The sequence below is a fragment of the Streptomyces sp. NPDC107517 genome, from assembly GCF_055582645.1.
In genome coordinates this window covers 440855-467742 of the sequence record NZ_JBVJPM010000001.1, presented here as the reverse complement: position 1 = coordinate 467742, position 26888 = coordinate 440855, and the positions used below count along the sequence as shown (strand labels likewise).

The window sequence follows — 26888 nt, the reverse complement described above, 5'->3', positions numbered from 1 at the left end:
GCCACTCACATCACACGCCGACACGCTTGAGGACCCGGGTCAGTGTCAATGCCCTGCGTCCTGCCTTTGGACTACCGCCCATCGAGCTGGGCGGGCCGGATTCGAACCGGCAATTCGGGGCCTGGGGCCCGGGTCCGATCGATTCGGCGATGAGCGGCGAATACTGAGTCTGGAGCAAGAGTCTGAGATTGATGGCGGTCCGCGTGTGCTGTGCGGACCGCACCGTCACGACAAGCTTCAGCTTCAGCTTTGCGCTCCTCGCGCACCCCGGCCGCCGGCTGAGCGGCGCCCGGGGAGTCTTGAATGTGCCCCTGGATCAGCCGAAGAGATAGCTGAACACGGGGTCACCCGCCCGCTGGTCGGCGACCTCCGCCGCGTTCGCCTCCTCGCGGGCGAACTTGACGGCCTGCTGGAGCCTCTCGATCCGCTCCAGCAGCTCGTTCACCCTGCGCGCGGGCAGTGCGCCGGAGAACTTCACGGTCGTCCAGTACCCGACGGGCACGTCCTCGTAGTACACCTCGACCTGCGCCGGGTGCTTCTCGGTCGCCTCGGCCTTCACGTGGTTGCGCGGCACCTTCTTGGTGCGCAGCGTCCGCACCGGCTCCGTCTTCCAGTCGTCGGTCGACGGGTCCAGCGTCCACGCCTCGGAGGCGTCGAGCACGGGCAGCTTGCGCACGAAGGTGTTGAGGTCGACGAGCTGCTTCTCCAGGAAGAGCAGATACGCGACCGGCACCTGGCTCAGGACGGCCCGTCCGTCGACGGTGACATCGGCCCGCGCCTCGCAGTTCGCCCAGTCCTTGGTGGCGGTCACATCGAACAGCCGGGTGAGCGTCTTCGCGGTGTCCCGCAGCACGTGCTCGGCCCTCACCTGGACCCGCGTCGACTCGGGCGGCAGCTGCTCGCCCTCCTCGTCCTTGGGCTGGTAGGTACGCGAGATCCCGGCCAGGAGCGCCGGCTTCTGAAGCCCGTGATGGGCCGCCGTCAGGTCCTGGTGTGCCTTGGACTTGACGCCCTTCTCGACTGCGATGATCTGATTGAGTTTCGTTGCCACGCGAGAACGGTAGTCAGGCACCGCACTCCGAATCGAATGGTTTTTCCCCGGCCCACGAGGAGCAACTCACCATGGATGCGGCGCTGATAGCCGTGCTCGGCACCCTGCTCGGTTCCGTCGTCACCCACTTCTTCCAGGCGCGGTCCACGGAGCGGGTCGCCGGGCTCGCCCGTGCCGAGCAGCTGCGTCAGGAGCGGATCTCCAGTTACAGCGCGTTCGCCGGAGCCCTGTTCGACTACCGGCGCAGTCAGAACGACCGCTGGTTCCGGGCCCATGAGGTGCCGGGTTCCACACAGGCGGAGGAGGCTCGCTTCGCCTCGTACGAGGCACGGATCAGCGCGCGGCAGGCGCTGGCGCGGCTCCAGTTGGTCTGCGACCGGGCCGACACCCGTCAACTGGCGGAGTCCGCATTCGAGTTGGCGAACTGTCTGCACGAGTCGGTGGACGAGGAGGACCGGGACCGGCGGTCGCGGCGGTGCAAGGACGCCCTGACGAGGTTCATCGAGTCGGCCGCCCCGAGCGTGCGCTGACCGTGCGTCCGACGCCGGAATGAGCGATCACCGGCCCATATGGGCAACAACTGTGCATGACAGACAGGCCGCTGCTCCTCCTCGACGTCGACGGGCCCCTCAACCCGTACGCCGCACGCCTCCCCCGACTGCGCGGTTACGCCGCTCACCGCGTCCACCCGGCGAACTGGCTCTCGCGCCAGACACCCGGCTCCCGCCGGCACCGCCGCGGGTTACGGGTCGTGCTCAACCCGTCCCACGGCCGGCGCCTGGTCGGCCTGCCCTTCGAACTGGCCTGGGCGACCACGTGGATGCACGAGGCGAACGAGATGATCGGCCCGGCGATCGGACTGCCCGCCACGCTCCCGGTGATCGAGTGGCCCGAGCTGTTCGCCCGGGATCCCGACGGCCTCTACTGGAAGACCCGCCCTCTGCTCGACTGGGCGGCCGGGCGGCCCTTCGCCTGGGTCGACGACATGATCACGGACCTGGACTCCCGCCATGTCACCGCGCACCACGACGCTCCGGCGCTGCTCCTGCGCATCCATCCGCGCCACGGGCTGCGCGGGAGGGACTTCACGACGCTGACGCGGTGGGCCGAGGCGCTGTGAAGGCCCGCACCGGACATGAGCCGGAGCCGTGAGTCGCGTGCCGTGCGCCTTGCCCGGGCGGGCTCGTCACGGCCCGCCGGCACGACCCGTCACCGGCCGAGCAGTGCCGTGAGCGCCCCCACCGGATCCGTGTCGGGGGTGCCTCTCGGCCACCAGTCCTCGCGACCGGGTTCCGACTCGTAGCCGTACCAGAGCCCTTCGCGGCCGAGGCGGAGCTGGAGGTTGTCGGTCGAGAGCCTGTTGCGGTGGGGGCGGAAGTGGGGGAAGTCCGCGGCGATGAGGGCCGGGCGGGCGCGGTCGAAGGGGCCGGCCGGCGGGTCCCACTCCTCTTCGAGGACGCCCAGGCCCGCGAGTCCGCCCTGGCGCCAGGCGGCGACGGCGCGGGCCAGGTCGGTGGCCGTGCGTCCGGTGCCCTGGGCGAGGGACTTGTAGAGCGCGCGCGTGGACGCCGCGAGGCCGGAGCCGGGGTGGGCGGCGGCGAGCCGGACCGCGTCCTGCCAGGGGGTGAGACCGGCGATCGGGTCGATGCCCCGGGTGAGGAACGTGTGGGCGCGGGCCGCGGCCTCCGTGGCGAGGAGGTCGAGGGCGAGTGGGTCGGGGGCGCCGGACGCGTGCGGGTAGACGGGCGGGCGGCCCGGGTGCGCGGGGGCCCGGAAGGGCGGGGGCAGAAGCGGCAGGGTGCGGGGCGCGAGGGCTTCGCGGGCCTCGACCGAGGGCAGCGCGGGGGCCGTGGCGGAGCGCTCGCCGGCGGCCCGCGCCGCGTTGCGCCGGGTGAGCTCGGCGAGGAGCTCCTGTTCGCCGCGGCCGCGCAGCAGGAAGAGGACGAACGGGTCCTCGTCGAGCAGGCGTGCCGTCTGGTAGCAGAGCGCGGCCGCGTGCTTGCAGGGGTGACCGTCGTCCGGGCAGGAGCAGTCGGGGATCAGGTCGCCGACGGCGGGCAGGAGGTCGGCGACGGCGGCCAGCGCGTGCGGCACGTCCTTGTCGAGGAGCGCGGCCATGTGGTCGGGGCGGGCGGCCGCCGTGTCCAGGATGCGCTCCCAGTCGTCGTCGTGGAGGGTGCGCAGGCGGATCTCCGTGCGGTACGGGCGGGGGCGTGAGCCGTGGACGTAGGCCATGACGCGGCCGGGGGTCGCGGTGATGGCGTCGACGTGTCCCCGGTCGGCGTAGGCGCGGCCCCGGGTGAGGCGGGCCGTGTCGAGCGCCGTGTCCACGAGGGCGTCCACCCAAGCGTTCCCCCACCAGGTCAGGGCGAAGTCGTCGGCCGTGCGGGTGCGGGGCGGCAGGGGCGGGAAGGTGCGGCGGCGGTCGTCGACGCGGGCGCGGGCCTGGGCGTGCGCGCCGGCGCGGCCCGGCGTGTGGGGTGTCATGCCGTCCTCCGTGTCATGCCGTCCTCCTGAGGGAGACGAGGTCGGCGAGCTCCCGGTCGGTCAGCTCGGTCAGGGCGGCTTCGCCGGAGCCGAGCACGGCGTCCGCGAGGGCCTTCTTGGCGGCGAGCATCTCGGCGATGCGGTCCTCGACCGTGCCCTCGGTGATGAGGCGGTGGACCTGGACCGGCTGGGTCTGGCCGATGCGGTAGGCGCGGTCGGTGGCCTGCTCCTCGACGGCCGGGTTCCACCAGCGGTCGAAGTGGACGACGTGGCCCGCGCGGGTGAGGTTCAGGCCGGTGCCTGCGGCCTTCAGGGAGAGCAGGAAGACGGGGATCTCGCCGGACTGGAAGCGGTCGACCATGCGCTCGCGTTCGGCCACGGGCGTTCCGCCGTGCAGGAGTTGGGAGGGGATCGCACGGGCGGCGAGATGGGTCGCGAGGAGGCGGGCCATGGACACGTACTGCGTGAAGACGAGGACGGAGCCGTCCTCCGCGAGGATCGTGTCGAGGAGTTCGTCGAGCAGGGCGAGCTTGCCGGAGCGGCCGGTGAGGCGGGCGCGGGGGCCTTCCGCCTCCTTGAGGAACTGCGCCGGGTGGTTGCAGATCTGCTTGAGCGACGTCAGAAGCTTCATGATCAGACCGCGGCGTGCGATGCCTTCGGCGGCCTCGATCTCGGCCATCGCCTCGCGGACGACCGCCTCGTAGAGCGAGGCCTGTTCGCGGGTGAGGGGGGCCGGGTGGTCCGACTCGGTCTTCGGCGGCAGCTCGGGGACGATGCCGGGGTCGGACTTCTTGCGGCGGAGCAGGAACGGCCGCACGAGGCGGGCCAGGCGCTCGACGGCCTCGGCGTCCTCGCCGGTCTCGACGGCGCGCGCGTGCCGTGCGCGGAAGGACTTGAGCGGGCCGAGCAGCCCGGGGGTCGTCCAGTCGAGCAGGGCCCACAGCTCGGAGAGGTTGTTCTCCACGGGGGTGCCGGTGAGGGCGACGCGGGCGGGCGACGGGATCGTGCGCAGCGCCTTGGCGGTGGCGGAGAAGGGGTTCTTGATGTGCTGCGCCTCGTCGGCGACGACCATGCCCCAGGTGTGCCCGGCCAGTTCGGCGGCGCGGGTGCGCAGGGTGCCGTACGTGGTGAGGACGAAGCCGCCCTCGAGGCCGGCGAGAGTGCGGTCCGTGCCGTGGAAGCGGCGGACGGGGACACCGGGGGCGAAGCGGGTGATCTCCCGCTGCCAGTTCCCGAGGAGGGACGCCGGGCAGACGACGAGGGTGGGCGCCGCCTTGTTCCTGCGCAGGTGGAGCGCGATGAGGGTGACCGTCTTGCCGAGGCCCATGTCGTCGGCGAGGCAGCCGCCGAGGCCGAGCGAGGTCATGAGGTCGAGCCAGGCCAGGCCCCGCAGCTGGTAGTCGCGGAGCGTGGCGTGCAGGCCCGCGGGCTGGGTGACGGCGGCGGGGCCTTCGACGAGGCGGTCGCGGAGGTGGGCGAGGACGCCCGTGGGGACGGCCTCGACGCGCTCGCCGTCGATGTCGGCCTCGCCGGTGAGGGCCACGGCGAGGGCGTCGACGGGCTGGAGCAGCCCCAGCTCGCGTTTGCGGGCCTTGCGTACGAGGTCGGGGTCGACGACGACCCACTGGTCGCGCAGCCGGACGACGGGCCGGTGGGACTCGGCGAGTTCGTCCATCTCGCGCTCGGAGAGGGGGTCGCCGTCGAGCGCCAGCTGCCAGTTGAACTTGAGGAGTTCCTCCCCGTCGAAGAACGGGGTGCCGTCGGTGGCGGAGCCGGGCGCGGCGGCGCGCACCACGGCGGTGGCGGTGAGGGCGCGGGCCAGGTCCCTGGGCCAGTGGACCTCGACGCCCGCGTCCGCGAGGCGGGCCGCGGCCGGGCCGAGCAGGTCGAGCAGCTCGCCCTCGGAGAGTGCGAGGACGTCGGGCACGTCACGCTCCAGGACGCGGCCGAGCGGGGGCCAGACGCGGGCGGCGCGGCGCAGGGCGAGGACGGCGTCGATCCTGGCGCGCGGCCCGAAGTGCGCGTCGCCGTCACCGGCCCAGAGCCGCGCCGCGTCGACGACCTGCGTGGGGTCGGCGAGGCTGTGCACCTGTACGAGGGCGGCCCCGGCCCGCCGCCGCTCCTCGGCGCCCGGGCCTCCCGGGCGGTCCTCGCCGGCGGAGGCGGGGACGGTGGCCTCGACGGCGGCGTCCGTGTCGAAGAGCATGAAGTTCGAGAGGTCGAGGCGCAGGGACACTCGTACGCCCGCGTCCATACCGGCGGCCGCCTCGACCGCCCAGGCACGCGCGCGGGGCAGGTGCTGCGGCGCGAAGGAGGCGAAGGGCGCCCCGGCCGCGAAGGGGGCGGCGGGGCTGCGCGGCAGGGAGTCGGCGACCGCGTCGAGGAACGCGCGCACAAGGGCCTCCGGCTCGGGCAGCCGCAGCGGCTTCGAGCCCTCGACGGGCACGGCATGGGCCTCGTACGGCATGGCGGCGGCGATGGCGCGCAGCTGTGCGATGTCCTCCGCGTCGAGGGGGCCCGCGCGCCACGCGTCGTGGTCGGAGGGGGTGAGGCCGGGCAGGAGACGGCCGCGGCCCACGAGGTGCAGGGCGTGCAGGGCGGCGGCGCCCCAGCAGGCCGCGGCGGGGTGGGCGCCAGGGGTGTGGCGGGCCCGGACGAGCAGGGGCAGGGCGTCGGTGACGGGCAGCCGGACCGCGGGCACGGTCCGGGTGCGGGCGCCCGCGCCGTGCGGCCGGACGACGGTGAGCGGGGTGGCGTCCGGCAGGTCCGTGCCGTCCGGGTGCCAGAACGCGACGCTGCTCTCGCGCGGCAGGGGCGCGGGAAGGAACACGGCGGCCGCGGCGACGGTGATGCCCCTGTGGTCGGTCTGCTCCGTCATGGCCGGGCTCCTTTCCCTGGTCGGCCGGCATGGGTACGCCCTGATCGGTACGGCGTGCGTCGCCCTCGTCCGGCGGGAGCGGCGACGTCTACGACCTTACGGGCGGGGTCTGACAACCGAGGCCGGGCGTCCCTCCCGCACCGCGTGTACGGTTCGAACGACGGGTCCGGGAAGATCGCCGGGCCCGACCGACGGCAGCCTCGGAGAGAACAGGACAGTCGCATGGGTGACCTGCTGCTGGTCCGGCACGGCGAGACCGAGTGGGCCCTGTCCGGGCAGCACACGAGCTGGACCGACGTCCCGCTGACGGAGAACGGCCGCGAGCAGGCCCGTAAGCTCGCCCCGCTCGTCGGCAGCTATCACGTCGGTGCCGTCTTCTCCAGCCCGATGGTGCGTGCGCACGAGACCGCGAAGCTCGCGGGGCTCGGGAACGTACGGGTCGACGCCGACCTCTGCGAGTGGGACTACGGCGCCTACGAGGGCGTCACGACGCTCGAGATCCAGCGCACCCGGCCCAACTGGTTCCTGTTCACGGACGGGGTCGCGCCAGGGCCTCCCGAGCACCCCGGCGAGAGCCCCGAAGAGGTGGGGGCGCGGGCCGACCGCATGATCGCGAAGGTGGACGCCGCGCTCGCGGAGAACGAGGGCAGCGTCGTCCTCGTCGGCCACGGCCACTTCCTGCGGGTCCTCACGGCACGCAGGCTGGGCCTGACCCCGGCGGACGGGGCGCACTTCCTGCTGGCGACGGGCACGGTCAGCAGGCTGAGCACGGAACACAACCGCCCGGTCGTCGCCGGGTGGAACCTGCGGCCCTGATACGCCACCGGACCGGCCGTTGTCAGACCCGTGCTGCACCATCGGAACGTACGGAGCACGTACCGGCCGAGGGACGGAATCAGGGGGCGCCATGACCAGGCCGCTGTCCGCCGCGCAGCGGCGCATCGTCGACGAGGCCGACCCGGTCACCGGGCGGCTGAAGGGCGGTGACGCCCAGCTCGCGCGCCTCGTCCTGATGAAGCTCGCGTTCCGGCACCCGCGACCTCCCCACGACCACTTCCTGACACCGGCCGGACACCGGATACGGGAGGCGGGGGACGAACCGGAGCGCGCCGGGCAGCCCCCGCCGCCGGACCCTTCGGGCGGCGGCCCGTTCGCGGCGCGGGTGGGCGGAGAGGCGCCGGTGCCGGGCAGTCCGGCGCGGGCGCGCGAGGTGCGCAGTGCCTGGCAGGGGCTCGTGGAGATGCGCCGGATGACCAATCCGGGCGGCGTCACCGACCGCCCGTGCGCCTGGGAGCGCGGGCATCTGGTGCAGGCCGCCGCCCTCGCCCTGGAGGCGGCCGGCTGCCGTCCGGCGGAGGGTGACACCGGGGACGGCTACCGTGTCGGCGGCACACCGCAGCCGGAGGCGGTGGCCGTACGGGGGCGCGGGCCGGACGGAATCGCGGGCTGCGCCACCGCGTTGGAGCGGGCAGGGTGGCAGGTCAGCGAGCACGCCGAACCCCGCACCGGGGGGCGGTACTTGCTGGCGTCACCGCGTAGATCATGACGATCGGGCAGCAGACGCAGCACCCGAAGCAGAAGCCGTAGTCGCTGTACTGGCCGCGGTGGCCGAAGTAGTCGAAGTAGTCGAAGTAGTCGTCGAAGGGGAAATCGTGGCCGAGCCGTTCACCGTGCGCATCCAAGTGCGCGGGTACGAGACCGACTCGCAGGGGCACCTCAATCAGAGCGTGTATCTGCAGTACGCGGAGCACGCGCGATGGGTGCTGCTCCAGCACGGCGGGATCCGGCAGGCCGACCTGCTGGCGAAGGGGGTCGGCCCGGTCGCCCTGGAGACGACCATCCGCTACCGCCGAGAGCTGCGCGCGGGCGACGAGGTGGACGTGAGCTGCACGTTCGTGTGGACGGAGGGCAAGACGTTCCGGATCGAGCAGTCGATACGCAAGACCGACGGCACGCTCGCGGCGGAACTGACGAGTGCGGGCGGCCTGATGGACCTCAAGGAGCGCAGGCTCGTGGCGGATCCGCGTGAGTACTTCCGGGCACTCGCGTCGGATCCACGCGCCTTCGGCCTCTGACTCCCGACGGCCCTGGACGAACACCGCCCTGGACGAACGCCGCCTCAGACGAACGCCCCCTTGTGCTCTTCGGCCCACATGGCGAAGGTGCGGGGCGGGCGTCCGAGGATCCTCTCGACGTCGTCCGTGACGATCGCGTTGTGGCCGGCGCGGACGTAGGCGAACCCTTCGAGGACGCTGTCCACGGACTCCTCGGCGATGCCCGCGGCACGCACGTAGTCGCGGGCGGACTCCAGGGGCACCTCTACGGTCTCGACGGGGTGCCCGACCGCCGCGGCGACGGCGGCCGCCTGGTCGGGCAGGGTGAGGAGTTCGGGTCCGGTGAGGGTGTAGACGCGGCCGGCGTGCCCGTCGGCGAGGAGGGTCTCCACGGCGGCCTCGGCGATGTCGCGCGGGTCGATCACGCCCTGGGCACCGTCCGCGAACTGGTTGGGGACGGGCCGCCCGGCCCGGATCTCCGGTGCCGACCACAGGAAGTTCGACGCGAACGTCGTGGGACGCAGTACGGTCCACTCCAAGTCGCCCGCCCGGAGTGCCTCTTCGCCCGGGACGTGCCACGTCCCGAAACGTCCGGCGCCCGGCTCGCCCGTGCCGATCGCCGAGAGCTTCACGACCCTGCGCACGCCGGCCGCCCGCGCCGCGTCCAGCAGGGCCTTGTCCTGCGCGCCGGGCCCGGATCCGGAGCCGGGCAGGGTCACCATGAAGACGGCCGTCGCGCCGGCCACCGCCGCGCCGAGGGTCTCCGGGTCGTCGAGGTCCCCTCGGACGACCTCGGTGGCGGGGCCGAACGCGGCACGCTCCGGATCACGGGTCAGGGCGCGGTGCCGGACGCCACGCGCGGCCAGGAGGCGGGTCACTTCACTGCCGATGGTGCCGGTGGCACCGGTGATGAGGATCATGGCTGCAACGCTGCCGGTCAACGGGCCGCCGCAGCTAGGAAATTCCGGCACAGCCGGCGGCCCCCGGACGGCGCACCCCCCGGTTAACGTGGAGAGGTGACCATGTTGCGGGACGGGACGGCGGAACAGGCGGGGGCGCCGGACCACACCGGCACCCCCGGGCGGTACGGCACCCCTCTCGCGCCGCCCGGGGCACTGCGGCCCTGGATCACCGAGATCGACTCGATCAGCTCCGTCGGCTCTTCGGACTTCGGGCAGGGCGGCACAAGGTCGATCACCCACGTCCCGGACGCGGCGACGCGCCTGGTGTTCCGTGTGCTGCCGGACGGCGGCACCGACGTGGTCGCCGTCGGTCCCCGCACCAAGGCCTCGTACTACGAGGAGAAGCGGCTCCCGATGTGTCTGCAGCTGCGGTTCCGGCCGGGGGCCGCGCGCCCGCTGCTCGGGGTGTCCGCACGCGAACTCGTCGGCCGCGCCGAGCCGTTGGAGTCGCTGCCGGGCGACGCGGGCCGGCGGCTCGCGCGCGGACTCGCGGACCTCGGGCCCGCCCCGGACCCGGACGCCGTACTCGCGCGCATGACGGAGCTGCTGCCGGACGGCCTCACGCCGCGCGACCGTGGCGAGCGCGCCCGCGACGGCCTGGTGCGGGCGGCGGTAGAGGCGCTGTCGACGGCCCCGGGGCGCGAGCGGCCGGGGACGGTCACCGAGGTGGCCCGGCAACTCGCCGTGAGCGAAAGGCAGTTGCGCACCCTCTTCGCGGACGGCGTCGGCCTGTCCCCCAAGCACTTCGCGCGGATCGACCGGGTGCGCCAGGTGCTCGCCGGCGCGGGCGCCGGGGGGAACCCGCGGTGGGCCGGTCTCGCGCACGCCACCGGTTACTACGACCAGTCGCACATGACGGCGGAGTTCCGCGCACTGCTCGGCGTACCGCCTACGGCGTTCGTCACGGGACGCCTCCCGGCCCCGCGCCCCTGCGGCCCGGACCGCTGACCCCACCGGCACCTCACCCACCCCCTCTCCACCCGCAGAACCGCCGTTCACGTGCAGGAACGGCCTGCGCGAGCACCTCGCCCCCGCTCCACACCCCCACTCCCCTCCGTTTGACGGGTATACGTCACCCGGATTCTCTGGTAGGAAACCTTCCTAACAGTTCGCGGAAGAACGAGCTCCCCCATGGAGGTCCCGTGCACACCCCCCACATACGCACGTCGCGCCGCACCCTGCTCGCCCTGATCGGCGCCTCGGTCGTCGCGGCCCCGCTCCTCACGACCCAGCTCGCGACGGCCACGCCCGTCACCGCGAGCGGGCTCGACGACCCGGCGAAGAAGGAGATCGCCATGAAGCTGGTGTCGAGCGCGGAGAACTCCTCGCTCGACTGGAAGGCCCAGTACGGCTACATCGAGGACATCGGCGACGGCCGCGGCTACACCGCCGGGATCATCGGCTTCTGTTCCGGCACCGGCGACATGCTCGACCTCGTGGAGCTGTACACGCAGCGCAAGCCGGGCAACGTCCTCGCGAAGTACCTGCCCGCCCTGCGCGAGGTGGACGGCACCGACTCGCACGACGGCCTCGACCCCGATTACCCGCGCGACTGGGAGAAGGCGGCCGAGGACTCCGCGTTCCAGCAGGCCCAGAACGACGAGCGCGACCGCGTGTACTTCAACCCGGCGGTCTCACAGGGCAAGGCGGACGGCATCGGCACGCTCGGCCAGTTCGCGTACTACGACGCCATCGTGATGCACGGCGACGGCGACGACGCGACGAGCTTCCGCAACATCCGCAAGCGCGCTCTCGCCCAGGCCGAGCCGCCGGCGCAGGGCGGCGACGAGGTCGCGTACCTGAACGCGTTCCTCGACGCCCGGGTGTGGGCCATGAAGCAGGAGGAGGCGCACAGCGACACGAGCCGCGTCGACACCGCGCAGCGCGTCTTCCTCAGGAACGGCAATCTGAACCTGGACCCGCCGCTCGACTGGAAGGTGTACGGGGACAGCTACCACATCGGCTGACAACTCCCTTCCCCAGGCGGCGCGTTCGGCCTTCGTGCGAGCCGGGCGCGCCGCTTGCGGGTACGCGGAACGGCCCCTCCACCCCCTTCCTGCCGGGGTGGTTGACGAGGAGGTTCAGGCTGACTTCCGGGACGCGTCGGGATACCCGAACCGAGGACGAGGACCGGTCCCGTCGCCCCGTGGCTCACACGGGACCGGCGATCGGTTCAACTGCACGGCGACTTCCGCCCTGCGGCCGACGGCGTCACGCCCGGCGCGTCAGTGCACCCCTGCCGCGGAAGACCCTGCCGACGCCGAGGACCCGGCGACCGTACGCGTCGAGGCGATCTCACCGCCCGGTTCCATCGGGGCCGTCACGTCGTCCGCCTCGCCGCCGCGGCCGAGGTGGTTGAAGAGCAGGTTGAGGATCACCGCGGCCACACAGCCCGTGGAGATGCCCGAATCCAAGATGATCTTCGCGGTCTCCGGGAACGCGTGGTAGAACTCCGGCGCCGCGATCGGGATGAGCCCGACGGCCAGCGAGACGGCCACGATCAGAACGTTGTTGTCCCGCTCCAGGTTCGCCTTGACCAGGGTCTGGATGCCGCTCGCCGCGACCGAGCCGAAGAGCACGACGCCCGCGCCGCCGAGAACGGGCCGCGGCACGACCGCGATCAGCGAGGCCGCCATCGGGCACAGGCCCATCAGGACGAGGAATCCGCCGCCCGTGGCGACGACGTACCGGCTGCGGATCCTCGTCATCGCGACGAGGCCGATGTTCTGGGCGAACGCGCTGCACATGAAGCCGTTGAACAACGGGCTGAGCGCCGAGCCGAGCGTGTCGGCCCGCAGACCGGCCGCGATGGTCTTCTCGTCGGCGGGACGCTCCACGATCTCACCGAGCGCCAGCATGTCGGCCGTGGACTCCGTCATCGAGACGACCATGACGACGCACAGGGAGACGATCGCCGCGGCGGCGAACTGCGGGGCACCGAAGTGGAACGGCGTCGGGAAGCCGATGACGTCCGCGTCGCCGATCGGGCTGAAGTCCGTGACGCCGAAGGGGATCGCGACGAGGGTGCCGATGATCAGGCCGAGGAGTACGGCGATCTGCTTGACGAAGCCCGTGGTGAACCGGCGCAGCAGCAGCACGATGACGAGGGTGATGCCCGCGAGCGTGAGATAGGTCGTCGAACCGTAGTCCTTCGCCGCGGGGTTGGGGCCCTGGGCCCAGCCGAACGCGACGGGCATCAGCGAGACGCCGATGAGGGTGATGACCGTGCCGGTCACGACCGGCGGGAAGAAGCGCACGAGCTTGCTGAAGAAGGGGGCGGCGACGAAGCCGAGAACGCCGGCGACGATGACCGCCCCGAAGATGACGGGCAGCGCGTCCTTCTTGTCGTCGGTCGAGTTGACGACGGCGATCATGGGGGCGACACCGGCGAAGGTGACGCCGTTGACGAACGGCAGACGGGCGCCGATCTTCCAGATGCCGAGCGTCTGGAGGAACGTCGCGAGTCCCGCGGTGAACAGGCAGGCGCCGGTCAGGAAGGTGAGTTCCTTGGGCGACAGGCCTACGGCGGCGCCCACGATGAGCGGCGGCGCGACGACGCCCGCGTACATGGCGGCGACGTGCTGGAGGCCGGTCGTCGCCATCTTCAGCGGCGGCAGCTTCTCGTCCACCGGGTGCTTGCCCGCCGGATGTTCGGTGTGCCCCTCGGATATCTCCTCGGGGGTGGTGCCTTGCTTGGTGAACCTGGGCTTGATGGCCACAGCGGCTCCTCCGGTTGTTTTCCAGTGCCTGGGCGGCACTCGCTTCTGGGAGGTGGTACGACGTGCAAGGACTTGCCGGTATTCGGTTGTGGGTACTGCGCCCAGGTAGTGCTGACCGCCCCGGGATCGTGAAGTGTTGGGCCACGATCCGGGGCGGCACTTGAGCAGCCCGCTCGGCAGCTCAAGTCCGGTCGGGGGCCGTCCCCCCCGACCGGAGTTCTAGGGTTGTCAGGCCTCGGCGGTGATCCGCGCGAGGCGCTGTGCCTCCTGACGCGCATCGCGGGCGATGGCGTCCTCGTCGGCGTGCAGCAGGCGTCCGTCCTCGACGACCGGCTTCCCGTTGACGAGGGAGAGCGTGACCGGGGCCGCCGCGCCGAAGACGATGGCGGTGACCGGGTCGGCGATCGAGGAGTGCCCGATGCCGTCGATCTTCCACAGGACCAGGTCGGCGAGCTTGCCCGCCTCCAGGGAGCCGATCTCGGCGGCGCGGCCCAGGACCCGGGCGCCGCCGGCGGTGCCGAGCCGGAGCGCCTGACGGGCGTTCAGGGCGGCCTCGCGGTGGGCTCCGAGACGGTTGATGAGCAGGGCGTTGCGCAGCTCGGTGTGCAGCTCGCCCGACTCGTTGGACGCGGTGCCGTCGACGCCGAGACCAACGGGGACGCCGGCCTTGAGCATGTCCGGGACGCGGGCGATTCCGGCCGCCAGACGGGCGTTGGACGACGGGCAGTGCGCGACACCCGTGCCCGTACGGGCGAAGGCGGCGATGTCCGAGTCGTTCATGTGGACGCAGTGCGCCATCCACACGTCCTCACCGAGCCAGCCCGTCGACTCGAAGTAGTCGGTCGGGCCCATGCCGAAGAGCTCGTGGCAGAACTTCTCCTCCTCGACCGTCTCGCTGCCGTGGGTGTGCAGGCGTACCCCGAGGCGGCGCGCCAGCTCGGCGCCCTGCTTCATGAGTTCGGTGGACACGGAGAACGGCGAGCAGGGGGCGACGGCCACCTGGGTCATCGCGCCGAAGGAGGCGTCGTGGTGCTTGTCGACGGTCTCCTCGGTGGCCGCGAGCGCGCCTTCGAGGGTCTCGACCGCGAAGTCCGGCGGCAGGCCGCCGTCCTTCTCGGAGCGGTCCATGGAGCCACGGGCCAGCGTGAAGCGGACGCCCATGTCGGAGGCGGCGCCGATGATCGCGCCGGACAGGTCGCCGGAGCCCTTCGGGTACACGTAGTGGTGGTCCATCGCGGTGGTCACACCGCCACGGGCCATCATCGCCAGGGAGCCCTGCGCGGCGACACGGGCCATCTGCTCGTCGATGCGCGCCCACGTCGGGTACAGCGCGACCAGCCAGTTGAACAGGTTGTGGTCCGTGGCGAGGCCGCGGGTGATCCACTGGTAGAAGTGGTGGTGCGTGTTGATCAGGCCGGGCGTGACGAGGTGGCCGGTGCCGTCGACGCGGCGCACGACGTTCTCCAGGCCCGCGGGGGCCCGACCGGCACCGATGGACTCGATCTTGTTGTCGGCGACGACCACGTAGCCCGAGGCGTACTCGGTGTCGTGGGCGTCGACGGTCGCAATGGCCGCGTTCTCGATGACGATGCGGGAAGGGGCTGCCGAAGGTGCCATGGTGCTTCCTTCATGGGTGAGGGCGAGTGGGCACGGCAGGACCCTAGGAGGATTTGAGTGCCGCGGCGGCGGTGGCGCGGCCGCGGGTGCCGAGATGGTGAAAGAACAGGTTCAGCGCTACGGCCACCAGGGCGCCCGCGCTGATGCCGGAGCCGAGCACGGTCTGTGCCCAGGCCGGGAAATCGGCGTAGAAGGTGGGCGCGGCGAGCGGGATGATGCCCGCGCCGAGCGAGACGGCGACCAGAATGATGTTCGAGCTGTCGTCGAGGCCGGCCTCCGACAGCGTACGGATGCCGCTGACGGCGATGGAGCCGAAGAGGACGATGCCCGCGCCGCCGAGGACCGGCATCGGCACCGTGGAGACCACCGCGCCGAGCACCGGGAAGGCGCCGAGGACCAGGAGCGCGCCTCCGGCGGCGGCGACGACGTAGCGGCTGCGCACCTTGGTCAGCGAGACGACGCCGACGTTCTGGGCGAAGGCCGAGGTGGGGAAGCCGCCGAAGACGGGGCCGAGGAGAGTGGCGAGGCCGTCGGTGCGCAGGCCGCGGGTGATGGTCCTGCCGCTGGTCTCTCGGTCGCAGATCTCGCCGATGGCGAGCATTCCGGCGCTGGACTCCGTCATCAGGACGAGCATCACCAGGCAGAGCGAGAGGATCGCGGCGGGCTGGAACTCGGGGGTGCCGAACGCGAAGGGTGTGGGCAGCGCGGCGACCGGCGCCGACTTGAGGGCGCCGAAGTCCGCCATGCCGAACGGGATCGCGGCCACCGTGCCGATCAACAGGCCCAGCAGCAGGGCGACCTGCTTGACGAAGCCGCGGCCGAAGCGCTGGATCATCAGGATGACGACCAGCGTGAAGGCGGCGAGTGCCAGGTACTTCATGTCGCCGAAGTCGGCGGCCGTCTTGTCGCCGCCCTGCGCCCAGGCGACCGGGACAGGCATCAGGGTCACCCCGATGAGGGTGATGACGACGCCCGTGACGAGCGGCGGGAAGAAGCGCAGGAGCCTGCCGAAGAACGGGCCGATCGCGAGACAGAAGACTCCGGCGACCATCACCGCACCGTAGATGGCGGGGAGTTGGTCGCCCCGGGCGTTGGTCTCGGCGATGGCGAGCATCGGTGCGATGCCGGCCGAGGAGGCGGCGTTGACGAAGGGCAGCCGGTTGCCGACGAGGCCCTTGACGCCGAGGGTCTGCAGGAGGGTGGCCACGCCCGCGATGAGCAGGCTGGCGGCGATGAGCCGGGTCTGGCCCGCCGTGTCGAGACGGACGGCCTGACCGATGATGAGCGGGGGCGTGACCACGCCCGCGTACATCGCGGCGATGTGCTGGAGAGCGGCGGGGACGAGCCGCGAGGGGTGGAGCTTTTCGTCCACCGGGTGGACCTCTGGTCCGGCCGGTGGGGTGGAACAAGGGCCTTCTGCCGGCCTCTTTGCAGGCGTTGCCATAGCTAGCTGTTCCCTCCGGTGTGGCGCACCCCCCGCCCGACTGCGGGCGGGGGGTGCGCGCCCCGCGTCAGAGGTTGGTCATGTCGACCGGGATGTGCGGCTCGCAGCCGTCGCGCAGGATGGTGGCCTCGATCAGGCCGTAGGGGCGGTCGGCCGCGTAGTACACGGCGCCGTCCTTGGCGTCGTTCTCCAGACCGAAGGCGGAGAGGTCCTGCCGGAAGTGGTGCTTGTTGGGCGCGGAGAAGCGGATCTCGTCGATCTCGCTGCGGTTGTTGATGACCCGCGAACCCATTTGGTACAGCGTCTGCTGGAGGGAGAGCGAGTACGTCTCCACGAACGCCTGGAGGATGTGCTTCTTGGACTGCTCGTAGGACTTCTCCCACTGCGGCATGCGCTGCTCGTCGGACGTCCAGTTGTGCCGCCACCACGTCGACAGGGACGTGGCGAGGATGCGGTCGTAGTCCTCCTGGAGCGTCGTGTACTTGTCCTTGATGTAGCCCCAGAACTCGGAGTTCGTGGAGTTCATCACGGTCAGGTCCTTGAGCCCGGACAGGACTTCGAACTTCTCGCCGTCGTACGTGATCTGCGCGAGGCGCGTCTCCTGGCCCTTGCGGACGAAGGAGTGCTTGACCTCGTCGGCGCCGATGAACTTGGAGTTGCCGTCGGAGCCGGCGATGCGCTCCCAGGAGTACTCCTCGATGCGGATGCGCGCGCGGTGGATGGACGGCTGGCTGTCCACGAAGTGCCGGGCGAGGTGGATGCCGTACTGCTCGGCCGACTCGATGCCGTGTTCCTTGGCGAACGCGAAGCAGGTGTTCTTCGTCGTGTCCGTCGGAAGGCAGTTGGCGTTCGAGCCGTTGTAGTGGACGTCGTCGAGGTCGCCGGAGAGGGCGACGGAGACGTTCAGGTCCTTGATGTGGTGGGTGTCGCCGTCCCGCGTGATCTTGACGACGCGGTTCTCTGCTTTGCCGTACTGGTTCTGGCCGAGAATCGTGGGCATGTCTGCTAGCTCCCTCGGTAAACGGAGTAGCCGAACGGGTTGAGCAGCAGCGGTACGTGATAGTGCTCGCCCGGCTTGACGGCGAACGTGATCGCCACCTCCGGGAAGAACGCACCGCTGTCCCTTACGCGGGGGGCGTCCTGCTGCGCCTCGGCTTGCTTCTTTTCGAAGTACGTCTCGACGGCGAAGTCGAGCCGTACGTGGGTGGTGCCCTCCGGCAGCGCCGGCAGGTCCTTGCAGCGCCCGTCCGCGTCGGTCGCGGAGCCGCCGAGCGTCACCCACTCGGCGTCGCTGCCCGAGCGGGCGGCGAGCGAGATGGCGACGCCCTCGGCGGGGCGTCCGATGCTGGTGTCGAGAATGTGCGTCGACACCGACGCGGTGGTCGCGGTGCTCATCAGTCCTTGTCCTCTTCCACTTCTACGTCTTCTTCGGCGAGGCGGGTCAGGCGGATACGGTTGATCTTCCCCAGTTCGGTGCGCACGATCTCGCGCTCCGTACCGGCGTCGTTCCCGATCCTGGCCTTCATCGCGTCGCGCATCTGCTCGCCGGTCGCCCCGGTGGCGCAGATCAGGAAGACATGACCGAACCGGTCCTGGTAGGCCAGGTTCAGTTCGAGCATCTCGGCCTTGAGCTCCTCGGAGGCGCCGGCCATGCCCCGCTGCTCGCGGGACGAGGTCGGGTCGCCCGGCTTCGGGCGGCCGATCGGGGGGTGCCCCGCCATCGCCTCGGCGAGATCTTCGGCGCTGAGCTCGGCCATGGCGGCGTCGCTCGCGGCGAAGAGTTCCTCCGCGGTGGTGAAGGGGCGCCGGGCGAGGAGCTTGCTCCCCCACGCCGAGCTGGCACACACCTCGTGGAGCGCGGCACCGGCCGCGTTCTCCTGAAGTGCGTTGAACCGGGAAAGCCCCGGCATCGGACGTGAAGTCACGGGAAGCCTCCGTGGCCTTGAGCTGGACGGGCTGCGGATAGCTAACGCCCTCCGAAACACCACGTCAACACTTTGTTGAAAACTCGGAGTTACAAAAACCGCCGCCCGGTATCCGGACGGCGGCTGGTTCGACACCTTGGCGTGGTACTGCGGAGGCTACTCCCCCTTGGCGGCGTTTTCCCTGTTCAGGTAGTTGTAGACGGTGAAGCGGCTCACGCCGAGCGCACCGGCCACGGTCTCCACTCCGTGCCGCACGGAGAAGGCACCGCGTGCCTCCAGTATCCGTACGACCTCCTGCTTGGCCTTGCGGTCGAGGGCCGACAGGGGCATGCCCTGCGCGCGCTCCATGGCCACCAGGATGTGATCCAGGGAGTCGGCCAGCTGGGGCAGCCGTACGGCGATGACCTCGCGGCCCTCCCAGTGCAGGACGACGTCGTCCTTGCCCGCCTCCTGCGGCGGCAGCATCTCGCCCCCCATGGCGTCCACCAGCGGCTTCACCGCGGTGACGAAGGGGACGTCTCCTGTAGCGGTCACTTATCGCCCTCCCCCATCACATTGACCTGGAGCGAGACGCGGGTGGCGCCGGCCGCCAGGGCCTGGCGCAGCAGCGCGTCCACCGCACCGAGCACGGCGTCCGCGTCCCCCTCGGCGGTGTTGCCGAAGGGTCCGACATCCACCGCGTCCAGTTCGGCCTTCTGGATGACGTCGCGGGCGACGACCGCATGGGGCGGCGCCTCGTCCAGGTCGAAGGGCTCGGTCGTGAACTCCACTCTCAATCGCACGGGCTCAACCTACTGCCGCGACCGGTTTTTCCGGCAGCCCCTCTTGACAAGAGCGAAGCATCCCCGGCAGTCTTCCATCAAGCAGAAACGAACTTCCGCTATACGGAACTCGACACCGAGTGCCGTACGGATCTCGATACGGAAGGGAGCGCCGACCCCCATGCCAGGCTTCTCAGAGGACACACGCGCAGCCCAGCGCTTCAACGTCAACCTGTCGATCCTCTTCACGGAACTCCCGCTCCTGGAGCGCCCCGCGGCCGCCGCCGCGGCGGGCTTCACCGCGGTCGAGCTGTGGTGGCCCTGGGTCGACGCCCCCACCCCCGAGCGGTCCGAGCTCGACGCCCTCAAGAAGGCGATCGAGGACGCGGGCGTACAGCTCACCGGACTCAACTTCTACGCCGGACAGCTGCCGGGCCCCGACCGCGGCGCCCTGTCCGTCCCCGGCGAGGAGAGCGACAAGTTCCGCGCGAACATCGACATCGCGGCGGACTTCGCCCTCTCCCTCGGCTGCAAGGCGCTCAACGCGCTGTACGGCAACCGCGTCGACGGCGTGGACCCGGCGGTCCAGGACGAGCTCGCCCTGGAGAACCTGGTGCTCGCGGCCCGCGCCGCCGACTGCGTCGGCGCGATCCTCCTGATCGAGGCGCTGAACAAGCCCGAGTCGCCGCTGTGCCCGATCGTGAGCGCCCCCAGGGCGATCGAGATCGTGGACAAGGTGAACGCGGCCACGGGCCTCGGCAACGCCAAGTTCCTGATGGACCTGTACCACCTGTCGATGAACGGCGAGGACCTGCCCGCGGTGATCGAGCAGTACGCCGCGAAGACCGGCCATGTGCAGATCGCCGACAACCCGGGCCGCGGCGCCCCCGGCACCGGTTCGCTGCCGCTCGACGAGCTGCTCGACCAGCTGGCGAAGACGGGCTACGAGGGCTATGTCGGCCTGGAGTACAAGCCCGGCGACAAGCCGAGCGCCGAGGCCTTCGACTGGCTGCCCGCGGCGGCCCGCGCCGCGCGCTGAGCATCGCGACGCGCGCCAACTCACCTACGTACGACCGCAGTTAGAGAGGCACCCTCATGAGCAACCTCGCCGCTTCTTCCCACCCGGCCCGCCCGGCGATTGCGTGGATCGGACTCGGCATCATGGGCTCCCCCATGTCCGAGAACCTGATCAAGGCTGGTTACTCGGTGACCGGCTTCACCCTCGAGCAGGACAAGCTGGAGCGGCTCGCGGCCGCCGGCGGCACCGCGGCCGGCTCGATCGCCGAGGCCGTCAAGGACGCCGACGTCATCGTCACGATGGTGCCCGCCTCTCCGCAGGTCGAGGCCATCGCCTACGGCGAGAACGGCATCCTCGAGAACGCGAAGTCCGGCGCCCTGATCATCGACATGTCGTCGATCACCCCGCAGACCTCCGTGGACCTCGCGAAGGCCGCCAAGGACAAGGGCATCCGCGTCATCGACGCCCCCGTCTCCGGTGGCGAGGCCGGCGCGATCGAGGCCGTCCTGTCGATCATGGTCGGCGGCGAGCAGGCCGACTTCGACGAGGCCAAGCCGCTCCTCGACGCCCTCGGCAAGACCATCGTGCTGTGCGGTCCGCACGGCTCGGGCCAGACCGTGAAGGCCGCCAACCAGCTGATCGTCGCCGTGAACATCCAGGCGTGCGCCGAGGCCGTGGTCTTCCTGGAGAAGTCCGGCGTGGACCTGACGGCCGCGCTCGACGTCCTCAACGGCGGCCTGGCCGGCTCGACCGTCCTGACCCGCAAGAAGGACAACTTCCTGAACCGGGACTTCAAGCCCGGCTTCCGGATCGACCTGCACCACAAGGACATGGGCATCGTCACCGACGCCGCCCGCAACGTGGGCGCCGCCCTGCCCGTCGGCGGTGTGGTCGCCCAGCTCGTCGCCTCCCTGCGCGCCCAGGGCGACGGCGGCCTCGACCACTCCGCGCTGCTGCGCGGCGTCGAGCGCCTCTCCGGTCAGCAGGTCTGACCCCCCGCACTTCCGGGCCGTGGCGGCGCTGACACCTGTCCTGTCGCGCCCAGGCGTCGCCACGGCCCGGAACCATGCCCTTCACTTCAACAAACTGTTGACCATAACTTCAACAAACTGTTGACGTAGCTGTTCAGAGCCTCTTACGCTCCGGTTCACCGTCAGCAGTCCCAGCAGTTCCGTACGGAAGGTCACCCTCGCCACCATGTCGAAGCGTGTGCTCACGACCGAGTCCGGCGCTCCTGTCGCCGACAACCAGAATTCCGCCACCGCCGGCGTCGGTGGCCCGCTTCTCCTCCAGGACCAGCACCTCCTCGAGAAGCTCGCTCGCTTCAACCGCGAGCGCATCCCGGAGCGTGTCGTCCACGCGCGCGGTTCCGGCGCGTACGGCTACTTCGAGGTGACGGACGACGTCACCGGCTTCACCCACGCCGACTTCCTCAACACGGTCGGCAAGCGCACCGAGACGTTCATCCGCTTCTCCACCGTCGCGGACAACCTCGGCGGCGCGGACGCGGTCCGCGACCCGCGCGGCTTCGCGCTGAAGTTCTACACCGAAGAGGGCAACTACGACCTCGTCGGCAACAACACCCCGGTGTTCTTCATCAAGGACCCGATCAAGTTCCCCGACTTCATCCACTCCCAGAAGCGCGACCCCTTCACGGGCAAGCAGGAGGCGGACAACGTCTGGGACTTCTGGGCGCACGCCCCCGAGGCCACGCACCAGATCACCTGGCTCATGGGCGACCGCGGCATCCCGGCCTCGTACCGCCACATGAACGGCTACGGCTCGCACACCTACCAGTGGACGAACGCCGAGGGCGAGGCCTTCTTCGTCAAGTACCACTTCAAGACGAACCAGGGCATCCGCTCCCTCTCCGGCGAGCAGGCCGCCGAGATCGCGGGCAAGGACCCCAACTCGCACCAGACGGACCTGCTCCAGGCCATCGAGCGCGGCGTCAACCCGTCCTGGACCCTGTACGTGCAGCTCATGCCGGTCGCCGAGGCGGACGACTACCGCTTCAACCCCTTCGACCTCACGAAGGTGTGGCCGCACAAGGACTACCCGCTGCAGCGCGTGGGCCGTCTGGTCCTCGACCGCAACCCGGACAACGTCTTCGCCGAGGTCGAGCAGGCCGCGTTCTCCCCGAACAACTTCGTGCCCGGCATCGGCCCCTCCCCGGACAAGATGCTCCAGGGCCGCCTGTTCGCCTACGCGGACGCGCACCGCTACCGCCTCGGCGTCAACCACACCCAGCTCGCGGTGAACGCCCCCAAGGCGACCAGCGCCGACAACTACGGCCGCGACGGCCTGATGGCGTCCAACGCCTACGGCCGTGACCGCAAGAACTACGAGCCCAACTCGTACGACGGGCCCGCCGAGACCGGCCGCCCGCTGTCGGCCCCGCTCGCCGTCGCCGGCTACACCGGCACGCACGAGGCGCCCGCCCACACCAAGGACGACGACTTCTTCCAGGCGGGCGAGCTGTTCCGCCTGATGTCGGACGACGAGAAGTCCCGTCTGATCGCCAACATCGCCGGCGGCCTCTCGCAGGTTTCCCGCGACGACGTGATCGAGAAGAACCTGGCTCACTTCCACGCCGCCGACGCCGAGTACGGCAGGCGCGTGGAGGAAGCGGTCCGCGCCCTGCGCGAGGACTAGCACCCGAGCTGCGTCCGGGGTCCGACGGGAGGTCGGGCCCTGGGCGCAATGCCCGCGCCACTGTGCAGACCCGGATGAGGGGTGGTCACACGGCGACGCGGGCGGTCCGCCCCAGGCGGACAGGCACGGTCCGCGGCGGCTCTGCGAGCCAGTGCGGTGGTCAAGATCCTGACGGCCCCTTCTCGACCTGAGGGGAGGGCAGCCGCCGGGGTTCATCCCAGGCCGCCGCGGTACCGGCCACACCACGGAATCCGCCCGGCGGCACGCATGCATGTTCCGCCAGTCGCGTGCCTTCGGGCGGCACCAACTCCCTTCGGGGAAAGCCCTCTTCGGGGAATGCTCATTTCAGGAGAGGCGAGCTTCGGGGGAAGCACAGAACGCCGAGTACGGACGGTCCCGTACTCGGCGTTCTTGCGTTGTCCCCGCGTCGCTCGGCCGACGGTGCTCAGGAGTTGCCGCTGCCCGCCTGTGCGATCAGCTTCTCGCGCAGCACCGTCCACTGCGCCGTCATGTCGTGCACCAGATACAGGTCGCGCCGCCGCGTCCAGGCCTGGCCGGACTCGGGGTCGTACGTGCCGGGCATCTCGAAGCCGGCGGGCGCGTACGCCGTCATGCCGCGGTCGTTCGTGGTCTGCACGCAGCGCTTGACGTGGTCGCGGAAGCCGATGACGCCCGCCGTGCCGATGCCCTCCGGCAGCTTCTTGCGGGCCGCCACGACCTGGGCGGCAACGCCGTCCGTGCTCAGGTACGTGAGGGTGCCGTCCGGCGCGACGACCGGCTCGATCGATGTCACGCCGGTCATGCGGTACTTGGACTTCAGGAAGCGCGCGATCTCCCACTGCGCGTACACCGGTACGTCCCTGCGGGCGCGCACACGGGCGACGGTGTCCGCCAGCTCCTCGTTGACCGGGCCCGGCTCGTACATGACCTTCGTGGGGTCGCCGCCACCGGCCGGCGGCCGGTTCCCGAAGCCGTACGCGACGAGGAAGTCGATCCGGCCCAGGGCAGCCGTCGGCGGGTGCCAGTCGAAGCCGATGTCGTGGATGTGGGGCTCGACGGCGCGGGCGGCGGCCCGGTCGTCGAGTTCGTCGCCGAGCGCGGCCCGCATGGCCCTCCTCAGCCGGTCGTCGCCGTACGAGGGGGCGGGGGCCGCGCCGAGCAGAGCGGGGGCGGCGGCCGCTGCCGCGATGCCCGCGGCGAATCTACGTCGTTCCATGACCGGATCGTCGCCTTCCAGGACGGCAGGCCGGTCGACACCGGGCAGCGGGCGGGTGTCGGCAGGGTGTCATACGCAGGTTCCGGTGACATGCCGAAAGGGCGGCCCACCCCCCATCGGGTGGACCGCCCCCGGTCGGACCGGCAGGCGTCTGATCAGGCGGTGAGCGGCCGGATCGCGGTCGGCGCGTGGCCGGGCTCGGTGGCGAGCTCCTCGAACTCCTTGACGGCGCTGATGTCGGCCGTCGGGCTCATCGAGATGTTCGTGATGCGCTCCAGGATCGCCTCGACGACGACCGGCACGCGGTACTGCGCGGCGAGCTTCTTGGCCTCCTCGAAGGCCGGCAGGAGCTGGTCCGGCTCGGTGACGCGGATCGCCTTGCAGCCGAGGCCCTCGGCGACCTTGACGTGGTCGACGCCGTAGACGCCGAGCTCGGGGCTGTTCTGGTTCTCGAACTCCAGGTTGACCTGGAAGTTGATGTCGAGACCGATCTGCGCCTGGCGGATCAGGCCCAGGTAGGCGTTGTTGACCAGGACGTGGACGTACGGGATGCGGTGCTGCGCGCCGACCGCCAGCTCCTCGATCATGAACTGGAAGTCGTAGTCGCCGGAGAGCGCGACGACCTGGGTGTCCGGGTCGGCGGTGGCGACACCGAGCGCGGCCGGGATGGTCCAGCCGAGCGGGCCCGCCTGGCCGCAGTTGATCCAGTGGCGCGGCTTGTAGACGTGCAGCATCTGCGCGCCGGCGATCTGGGAGAGGCCGATGGTGGTGACGTAGCGGGTGTCGGGCCCGAACGCCTTGTTCATCTCCTCGTAGACGCGCTGGGGCTTCATCGGCACGTTGTCGAAGTGCGTACGGCGGTGCAGCGTGCCCTTGCGCTCCAGGTGGGAGGCGACCCACGCGGAACGGTCGGGGAGCTTGCCCGCGGCCTTGAGCTCGCGCGCGACCTCGACGAACAGTTCGAGCGCGGCCTTGGCGTCGGAGGCGATCCCGTAGTCCGGGGCGAAGATCTTGCCGATCTGGGTCGGCTCGATGTCGACGTGGACGAACTTGCGGCCCTCGCGGTACACGTCCAGCTTGTAGCCGGTGTGACGGTTGGCCCAGCGGTTGCCGATACCGAGGACGAAGTCCGACTCCAGGAACGTGGCGTTGCCGTAGCGGTGGCCCGTCTGCTGGCCGACCATGCCCGCGTTCAGGTCGTGGTCGTCCGGGATGGTGCCCCAGCCCATGAGGGTCGGGACGACCGGCGTGTCGGTGAGCTCGGCGAACTCGACCAGGAGGTCGGAGGCGTCCGCGTTGATGATGCCGCCGCCGGCGACGATCAGGGGGCGCTCGGACTCCAGGAGGAAGGAGATCGCCTTCTCGATCTGGGCACGGGTCGCGGCCGGCTTGTAGACGGGCAGCGGCTCGTACGTCTCCGGGTCGAAGTCGATCTCGGTCTGCTGGACGTCGATCGGCAGGTCGATGAGGACCGGGCCCGGACGGCCGGAGCGCATCAGGTGGAACGCCTGCTGGAAGACGCCGGGCACCTGGGCCGCTTCGAGGACCGTGACGGCCATCTTGGTGACGGGCTTCGCGATCGATGCGATGTCGACGGCCTGGAAGTCCTCCTTGTGCAGGAGGTGGCTGGGCGCCTGGCCCGTGATGCACAGGATCGGGATGGAGTCACCGGTGGCCGAGTACAGGCCGGTGATCATGTCGGTGCCGGCCGGGCCCGAGGTGCCGATGCAGACCCCGATGTTGCCCGGGTTCGTACGCGTGTAGCCCTCGGCCATGTGCGAGGCGCCCTCGACGTGGCGGGCCAGCGTGTGGCTGATGCCGCCGACCTCCTTGAGGGACTTGTAGAAGGGGTTGATGGCGGCACCCGGCACGCCGAACGCGTTCGTGACGCCTTCGCGCTTGAGGATCTCAACTGCCGCGCTGGCAGCGGTCATACGAGCCATTGAGTTCTCCTGCTTCGGCTGTCGGATTCGCGCTCCCGTCGCGCCCCCGCGGCGAGCTGTGAGTCCGTGTTGTCTTCGTACTGTCTTCAGCTACCGGTTTCCACATTGCGGAAACTAGGTTCTGCTATATGGAAGCAATGTAGGCGGCGACCTCCCTAGCGTCAAGGGACGGCCTCTCGCCGACGGATCAGGAGGCATCTCGCCCGACTGCCTGCCGCGGCCGGGGAGTTTGGAGGACGATGGGCCCCGAGGGCGGGAAGCCATCACGTGAGCCCGGGTGCGGAGCCCCGGGCGGATGCCGGGAGTGGGTCATGGCTCAGAACGTGCCGGTGCGGTGCCCCGCCTGCCGGCGTGAACAGGTGTATGCGCCACCGGTCTACCCGTGCTCGTGCGGGGCGCCGGTCGTCCCCCCGCTGCGGCGCGGGGCGCCCGCGGAGCCGGTCACGCACCGCACCTGGCTCGACGACTGGGTGACCGTGCGGTGCGCGGCCTGCGGGCGCCGGGACCGGTGGCCGCGCCCGGAGCTCGGCTGCGCCTGCGGCACGGTGCTGCGGATCCCGGTCGAGGGCGACCCGGCGCCGAGCCACGACGCGTCGCCGGACTCCGACGCGGCGGGCGGCGCGACATGGCCGGGGCCCGCGGACCCGACCACGACCGACAGCCCTGACCAGGCCGGTCCCGTGCGGCCGGGCCCCGCCCACATTCCGCTGCCGCCCACGGCTCCCGTCCCGCGCCCCGCGTTCCAGCCGGTGGCCATCCGCACGGCGCGCGACGCGGTCACCGCCGTCGCCCTCTATCTGCGCTGGCTCGGCTACCGGGACATCCGCCGCGCCGACCAGCGCCCCTCGTCCGGCATCGGCCTCGCGGCGCGCGGCGTCGTCGCCCAGGTCGAGCCCTCGGTACGGCCCGCCACCCTGCGGGACGTGGAGTGCCTGTGGCTGACCGGCATGACGGAGTCGGCGGTCTGCGTCTACTTCTCACTCGCGGGCTACGACGAGGACGCGCGCCTTCGCGCCGACGCACTCGACGTCCCACTCTTCGTCCTCGACCTGGCGGGCATGCCCCAGCCGGTCAACAATCCGGCGGACGAACTGATAGCGGCGGGGGCGTAGACCCGGCCGGTCCGGCCGGAGGCACGGGGCGGGGCCCCACCCGGGC

25 protein-coding genes are annotated in these 26888 nt (G+C 71.0%); 11 read left to right on the top strand and 14 right to left on the bottom strand.

Annotation, left to right across the window (positions count from 1 at the left end; translation table 11 throughout):
• Positions 1 to 316: 316 nt before the first annotated feature.
• Positions 317 to 1051, bottom strand: a complete 735-nt coding sequence (locus ACZ67T_RS01960; RefSeq protein WP_469981031.1) for a DUF7873 family protein — start codon at positions 1049 to 1051, stop codon at positions 317 to 319.
• A gap of 71 nt (positions 1052 to 1122) precedes the next feature.
• On the opposite strand from ACZ67T_RS01960, the gene ACZ67T_RS01955 reads away from it, so the two are divergent.
• Complete coding sequence (locus ACZ67T_RS01955; protein WP_469981030.1) at positions 1123 to 1581, top strand: hypothetical protein; 459 nt, start codon at positions 1123 to 1125, stop codon at positions 1579 to 1581.
• A 56-nt stretch (positions 1582 to 1637) separates the two neighbouring features.
• Complete coding sequence (locus tag ACZ67T_RS01950; RefSeq protein WP_469981029.1) at positions 1638 to 2171, top strand: hypothetical protein; 534 nt, start codon at positions 1638 to 1640, stop codon at positions 2169 to 2171.
• Positions 2172 to 2260: 89 nt separating this feature from the next.
• Here ACZ67T_RS01950 and ACZ67T_RS01945 read toward each other — a convergent pair whose 3' ends face one another.
• Both ACZ67T_RS01945 and ACZ67T_RS01940 read right to left on the bottom strand, forming a co-directional pair.
• Complete coding sequence (locus tag ACZ67T_RS01945) at positions 2261 to 3538, bottom strand: SWIM zinc finger family protein (RefSeq protein ID WP_469981028.1); 1278 nt, start codon at positions 3536 to 3538, stop codon at positions 2261 to 2263.
• Between the two features lie 13 nt (positions 3539 to 3551).
• Entirely contained in the window at positions 3552 to 6416 is a 2865-nt protein-coding gene (locus ACZ67T_RS01940) for a DEAD/DEAH box helicase (protein WP_469981027.1), read from the bottom strand.
• 222 nt (positions 6417 to 6638) lie between these two features.
• Here ACZ67T_RS01940 and ACZ67T_RS01935 point away from each other — a divergent pair, with 222 nt between their 5' ends.
• From ACZ67T_RS01935 to ACZ67T_RS01925, 3 genes are all read left to right on the top strand, one after another.
• Positions 6639 to 7232 (top strand): histidine phosphatase family protein, encoded by a 594-nt coding sequence (locus tag ACZ67T_RS01935; RefSeq protein ID WP_469981026.1) that lies wholly within the window; start codon positions 6639 to 6641, stop codon positions 7230 to 7232.
• 91 nt (positions 7233 to 7323) lie between these two features.
• Positions 7324 to 7962 carry a hypothetical protein gene (locus tag ACZ67T_RS01930; RefSeq protein WP_469981025.1) on the top strand — a complete coding sequence of 213 codons (639 nt, stop codon included), beginning with the start codon at positions 7324 to 7326 and terminating at the stop codon, positions 7960 to 7962.
• A 106-nt stretch (positions 7963 to 8068) separates the two neighbouring features.
• The gene (locus tag ACZ67T_RS01925) at positions 8069 to 8491 is read left to right on the top strand and encodes an acyl-CoA thioesterase (RefSeq protein WP_469981363.1); all 423 of its coding nucleotides are present in this window, start codon (positions 8069 to 8071) and stop codon (positions 8489 to 8491) included.
• Between the two features lie 44 nt (positions 8492 to 8535).
• Here the strand turns inward: ACZ67T_RS01925 and ACZ67T_RS01920 are convergent, their stop codons facing one another.
• On the bottom strand, positions 8536 to 9390 hold the full coding sequence (locus ACZ67T_RS01920; RefSeq protein ID WP_469981024.1) for an NAD(P)H-binding protein: 855 nt from the start codon (positions 9388 to 9390) through the stop codon (positions 8536 to 8538).
• 102 nt (positions 9391 to 9492) lie between these two features.
• Between ACZ67T_RS01920 and ACZ67T_RS01915 the strand changes: the two genes are divergently transcribed.
• Positions 9493 to 10380 carry a helix-turn-helix domain-containing protein gene (locus tag ACZ67T_RS01915; RefSeq protein ID WP_469981362.1) on the top strand — a complete coding sequence of 296 codons (888 nt, stop codon included), beginning with the start codon at positions 9493 to 9495 and terminating at the stop codon, positions 10378 to 10380.
• A 194-nt stretch (positions 10381 to 10574) separates the two neighbouring features.
• On the top strand, positions 10575 to 11399 hold the full coding sequence (locus ACZ67T_RS01910) for a chitosanase (protein WP_469981023.1): 825 nt from the start codon (positions 10575 to 10577) through the stop codon (positions 11397 to 11399).
• A gap of 258 nt (positions 11400 to 11657) precedes the next feature.
• Here the strand turns inward: ACZ67T_RS01910 and ACZ67T_RS01905 are convergent, their stop codons facing one another.
• The 8 genes from ACZ67T_RS01905 to ACZ67T_RS01870 all read right to left on the bottom strand — a co-directional run bounded on the left by ACZ67T_RS01905 (position 11658) and on the right by ACZ67T_RS01870 (position 18919).
• Positions 11658 to 13034: a nucleobase:cation symporter-2 family protein gene (locus tag ACZ67T_RS01905; RefSeq protein WP_469981361.1), complete on the bottom strand. Its 1377-nt coding sequence runs from the start codon at positions 13032 to 13034 to the stop codon at positions 11658 to 11660.
• Between the two features lie 345 nt (positions 13035 to 13379).
• A complete protein-coding gene (locus ACZ67T_RS01900; RefSeq protein WP_469981022.1) occupies positions 13380 to 14768 on the bottom strand; it encodes an 8-oxoguanine deaminase in 1389 nt (462 codons plus the stop codon).
• Positions 14769 to 14811: 43 nt separating this feature from the next.
• Positions 14812 to 16212, bottom strand: a complete 1401-nt coding sequence (locus ACZ67T_RS01895; protein ID WP_469981021.1) for a nucleobase:cation symporter-2 family protein — start codon at positions 16210 to 16212, stop codon at positions 14812 to 14814.
• A 67-nt stretch (positions 16213 to 16279) separates the two neighbouring features.
• Entirely contained in the window at positions 16280 to 17212 is a 933-nt protein-coding gene (pucL, locus tag ACZ67T_RS01890) for a factor-independent urate hydroxylase (RefSeq protein WP_266558451.1), read from the bottom strand.
• Between the two features lie 5 nt (positions 17213 to 17217).
• Positions 17218 to 17607 (bottom strand): hydroxyisourate hydrolase, encoded by a 390-nt coding sequence (gene uraH, locus ACZ67T_RS01885; protein WP_116508306.1) that lies wholly within the window; start codon positions 17605 to 17607, stop codon positions 17218 to 17220.
• Entirely contained in the window at positions 17607 to 18122 is a 516-nt protein-coding gene (uraD, locus tag ACZ67T_RS01880; protein WP_469981360.1) for a 2-oxo-4-hydroxy-4-carboxy-5-ureidoimidazoline decarboxylase, read from the bottom strand. Before uraD ends, uraH begins: the two co-directional genes overlap by 1 nt.
• Before the next feature lie 171 nt (positions 18123 to 18293).
• On the bottom strand, positions 18294 to 18671 hold the full coding sequence (locus ACZ67T_RS01875; RefSeq protein ID WP_469981020.1) for a helix-turn-helix domain-containing protein: 378 nt from the start codon (positions 18669 to 18671) through the stop codon (positions 18294 to 18296).
• Positions 18668 to 18919 carry a YkoF family thiamine-binding protein gene (locus ACZ67T_RS01870; RefSeq protein ID WP_383081287.1) on the bottom strand — a complete coding sequence of 84 codons (252 nt, stop codon included), beginning with the start codon at positions 18917 to 18919 and terminating at the stop codon, positions 18668 to 18670. Before ACZ67T_RS01870 ends, ACZ67T_RS01875 begins: the two co-directional genes overlap by 4 nt.
• 160 nt (positions 18920 to 19079) lie before the next feature.
• Between ACZ67T_RS01870 and ACZ67T_RS01865 the strand changes: the two genes are divergently transcribed.
• From ACZ67T_RS01865 to ACZ67T_RS01855, 3 genes are all read left to right on the top strand, one after another.
• Positions 19080 to 19937: a TIM barrel protein gene (locus tag ACZ67T_RS01865; protein ID WP_469981019.1), complete on the top strand. Its 858-nt coding sequence runs from the start codon at positions 19080 to 19082 to the stop codon at positions 19935 to 19937.
• Positions 19938 to 19993: 56 nt separating this feature from the next.
• On the top strand, positions 19994 to 20908 hold the full coding sequence (locus ACZ67T_RS01860) for a 2-hydroxy-3-oxopropionate reductase (RefSeq protein ID WP_469981018.1): 915 nt from the start codon (positions 19994 to 19996) through the stop codon (positions 20906 to 20908).
• A gap of 205 nt (positions 20909 to 21113) precedes the next feature.
• The gene (locus ACZ67T_RS01855) at positions 21114 to 22571 is read left to right on the top strand and encodes a catalase (protein ID WP_469981017.1); all 1458 of its coding nucleotides are present in this window, start codon (positions 21114 to 21116) and stop codon (positions 22569 to 22571) included.
• Between the two features lie 445 nt (positions 22572 to 23016).
• Here ACZ67T_RS01855 and ACZ67T_RS01850 read toward each other — a convergent pair whose 3' ends face one another.
• Positions 23017 to 23787, bottom strand: coding sequence for a hypothetical protein (locus ACZ67T_RS01850; RefSeq protein ID WP_469981015.1), 771 nt, complete (start codon positions 23785 to 23787; stop codon positions 23017 to 23019).
• Positions 23788 to 23942: 155 nt separating this feature from the next.
• A complete protein-coding gene (gene gcl / locus ACZ67T_RS01845; protein WP_469981013.1) occupies positions 23943 to 25730 on the bottom strand; it encodes a glyoxylate carboligase in 1788 nt (595 codons plus the stop codon).
• A 311-nt stretch (positions 25731 to 26041) separates the two neighbouring features.
• On the opposite strand from gcl, the gene ACZ67T_RS01840 reads away from it, so the two are divergent.
• Positions 26042 to 26842 (top strand): hypothetical protein, encoded by an 801-nt coding sequence (locus ACZ67T_RS01840; protein ID WP_469981012.1) that lies wholly within the window; start codon positions 26042 to 26044, stop codon positions 26840 to 26842.
• The last annotated feature ends 46 nt before the right edge of the window (positions 26843 to 26888 follow it).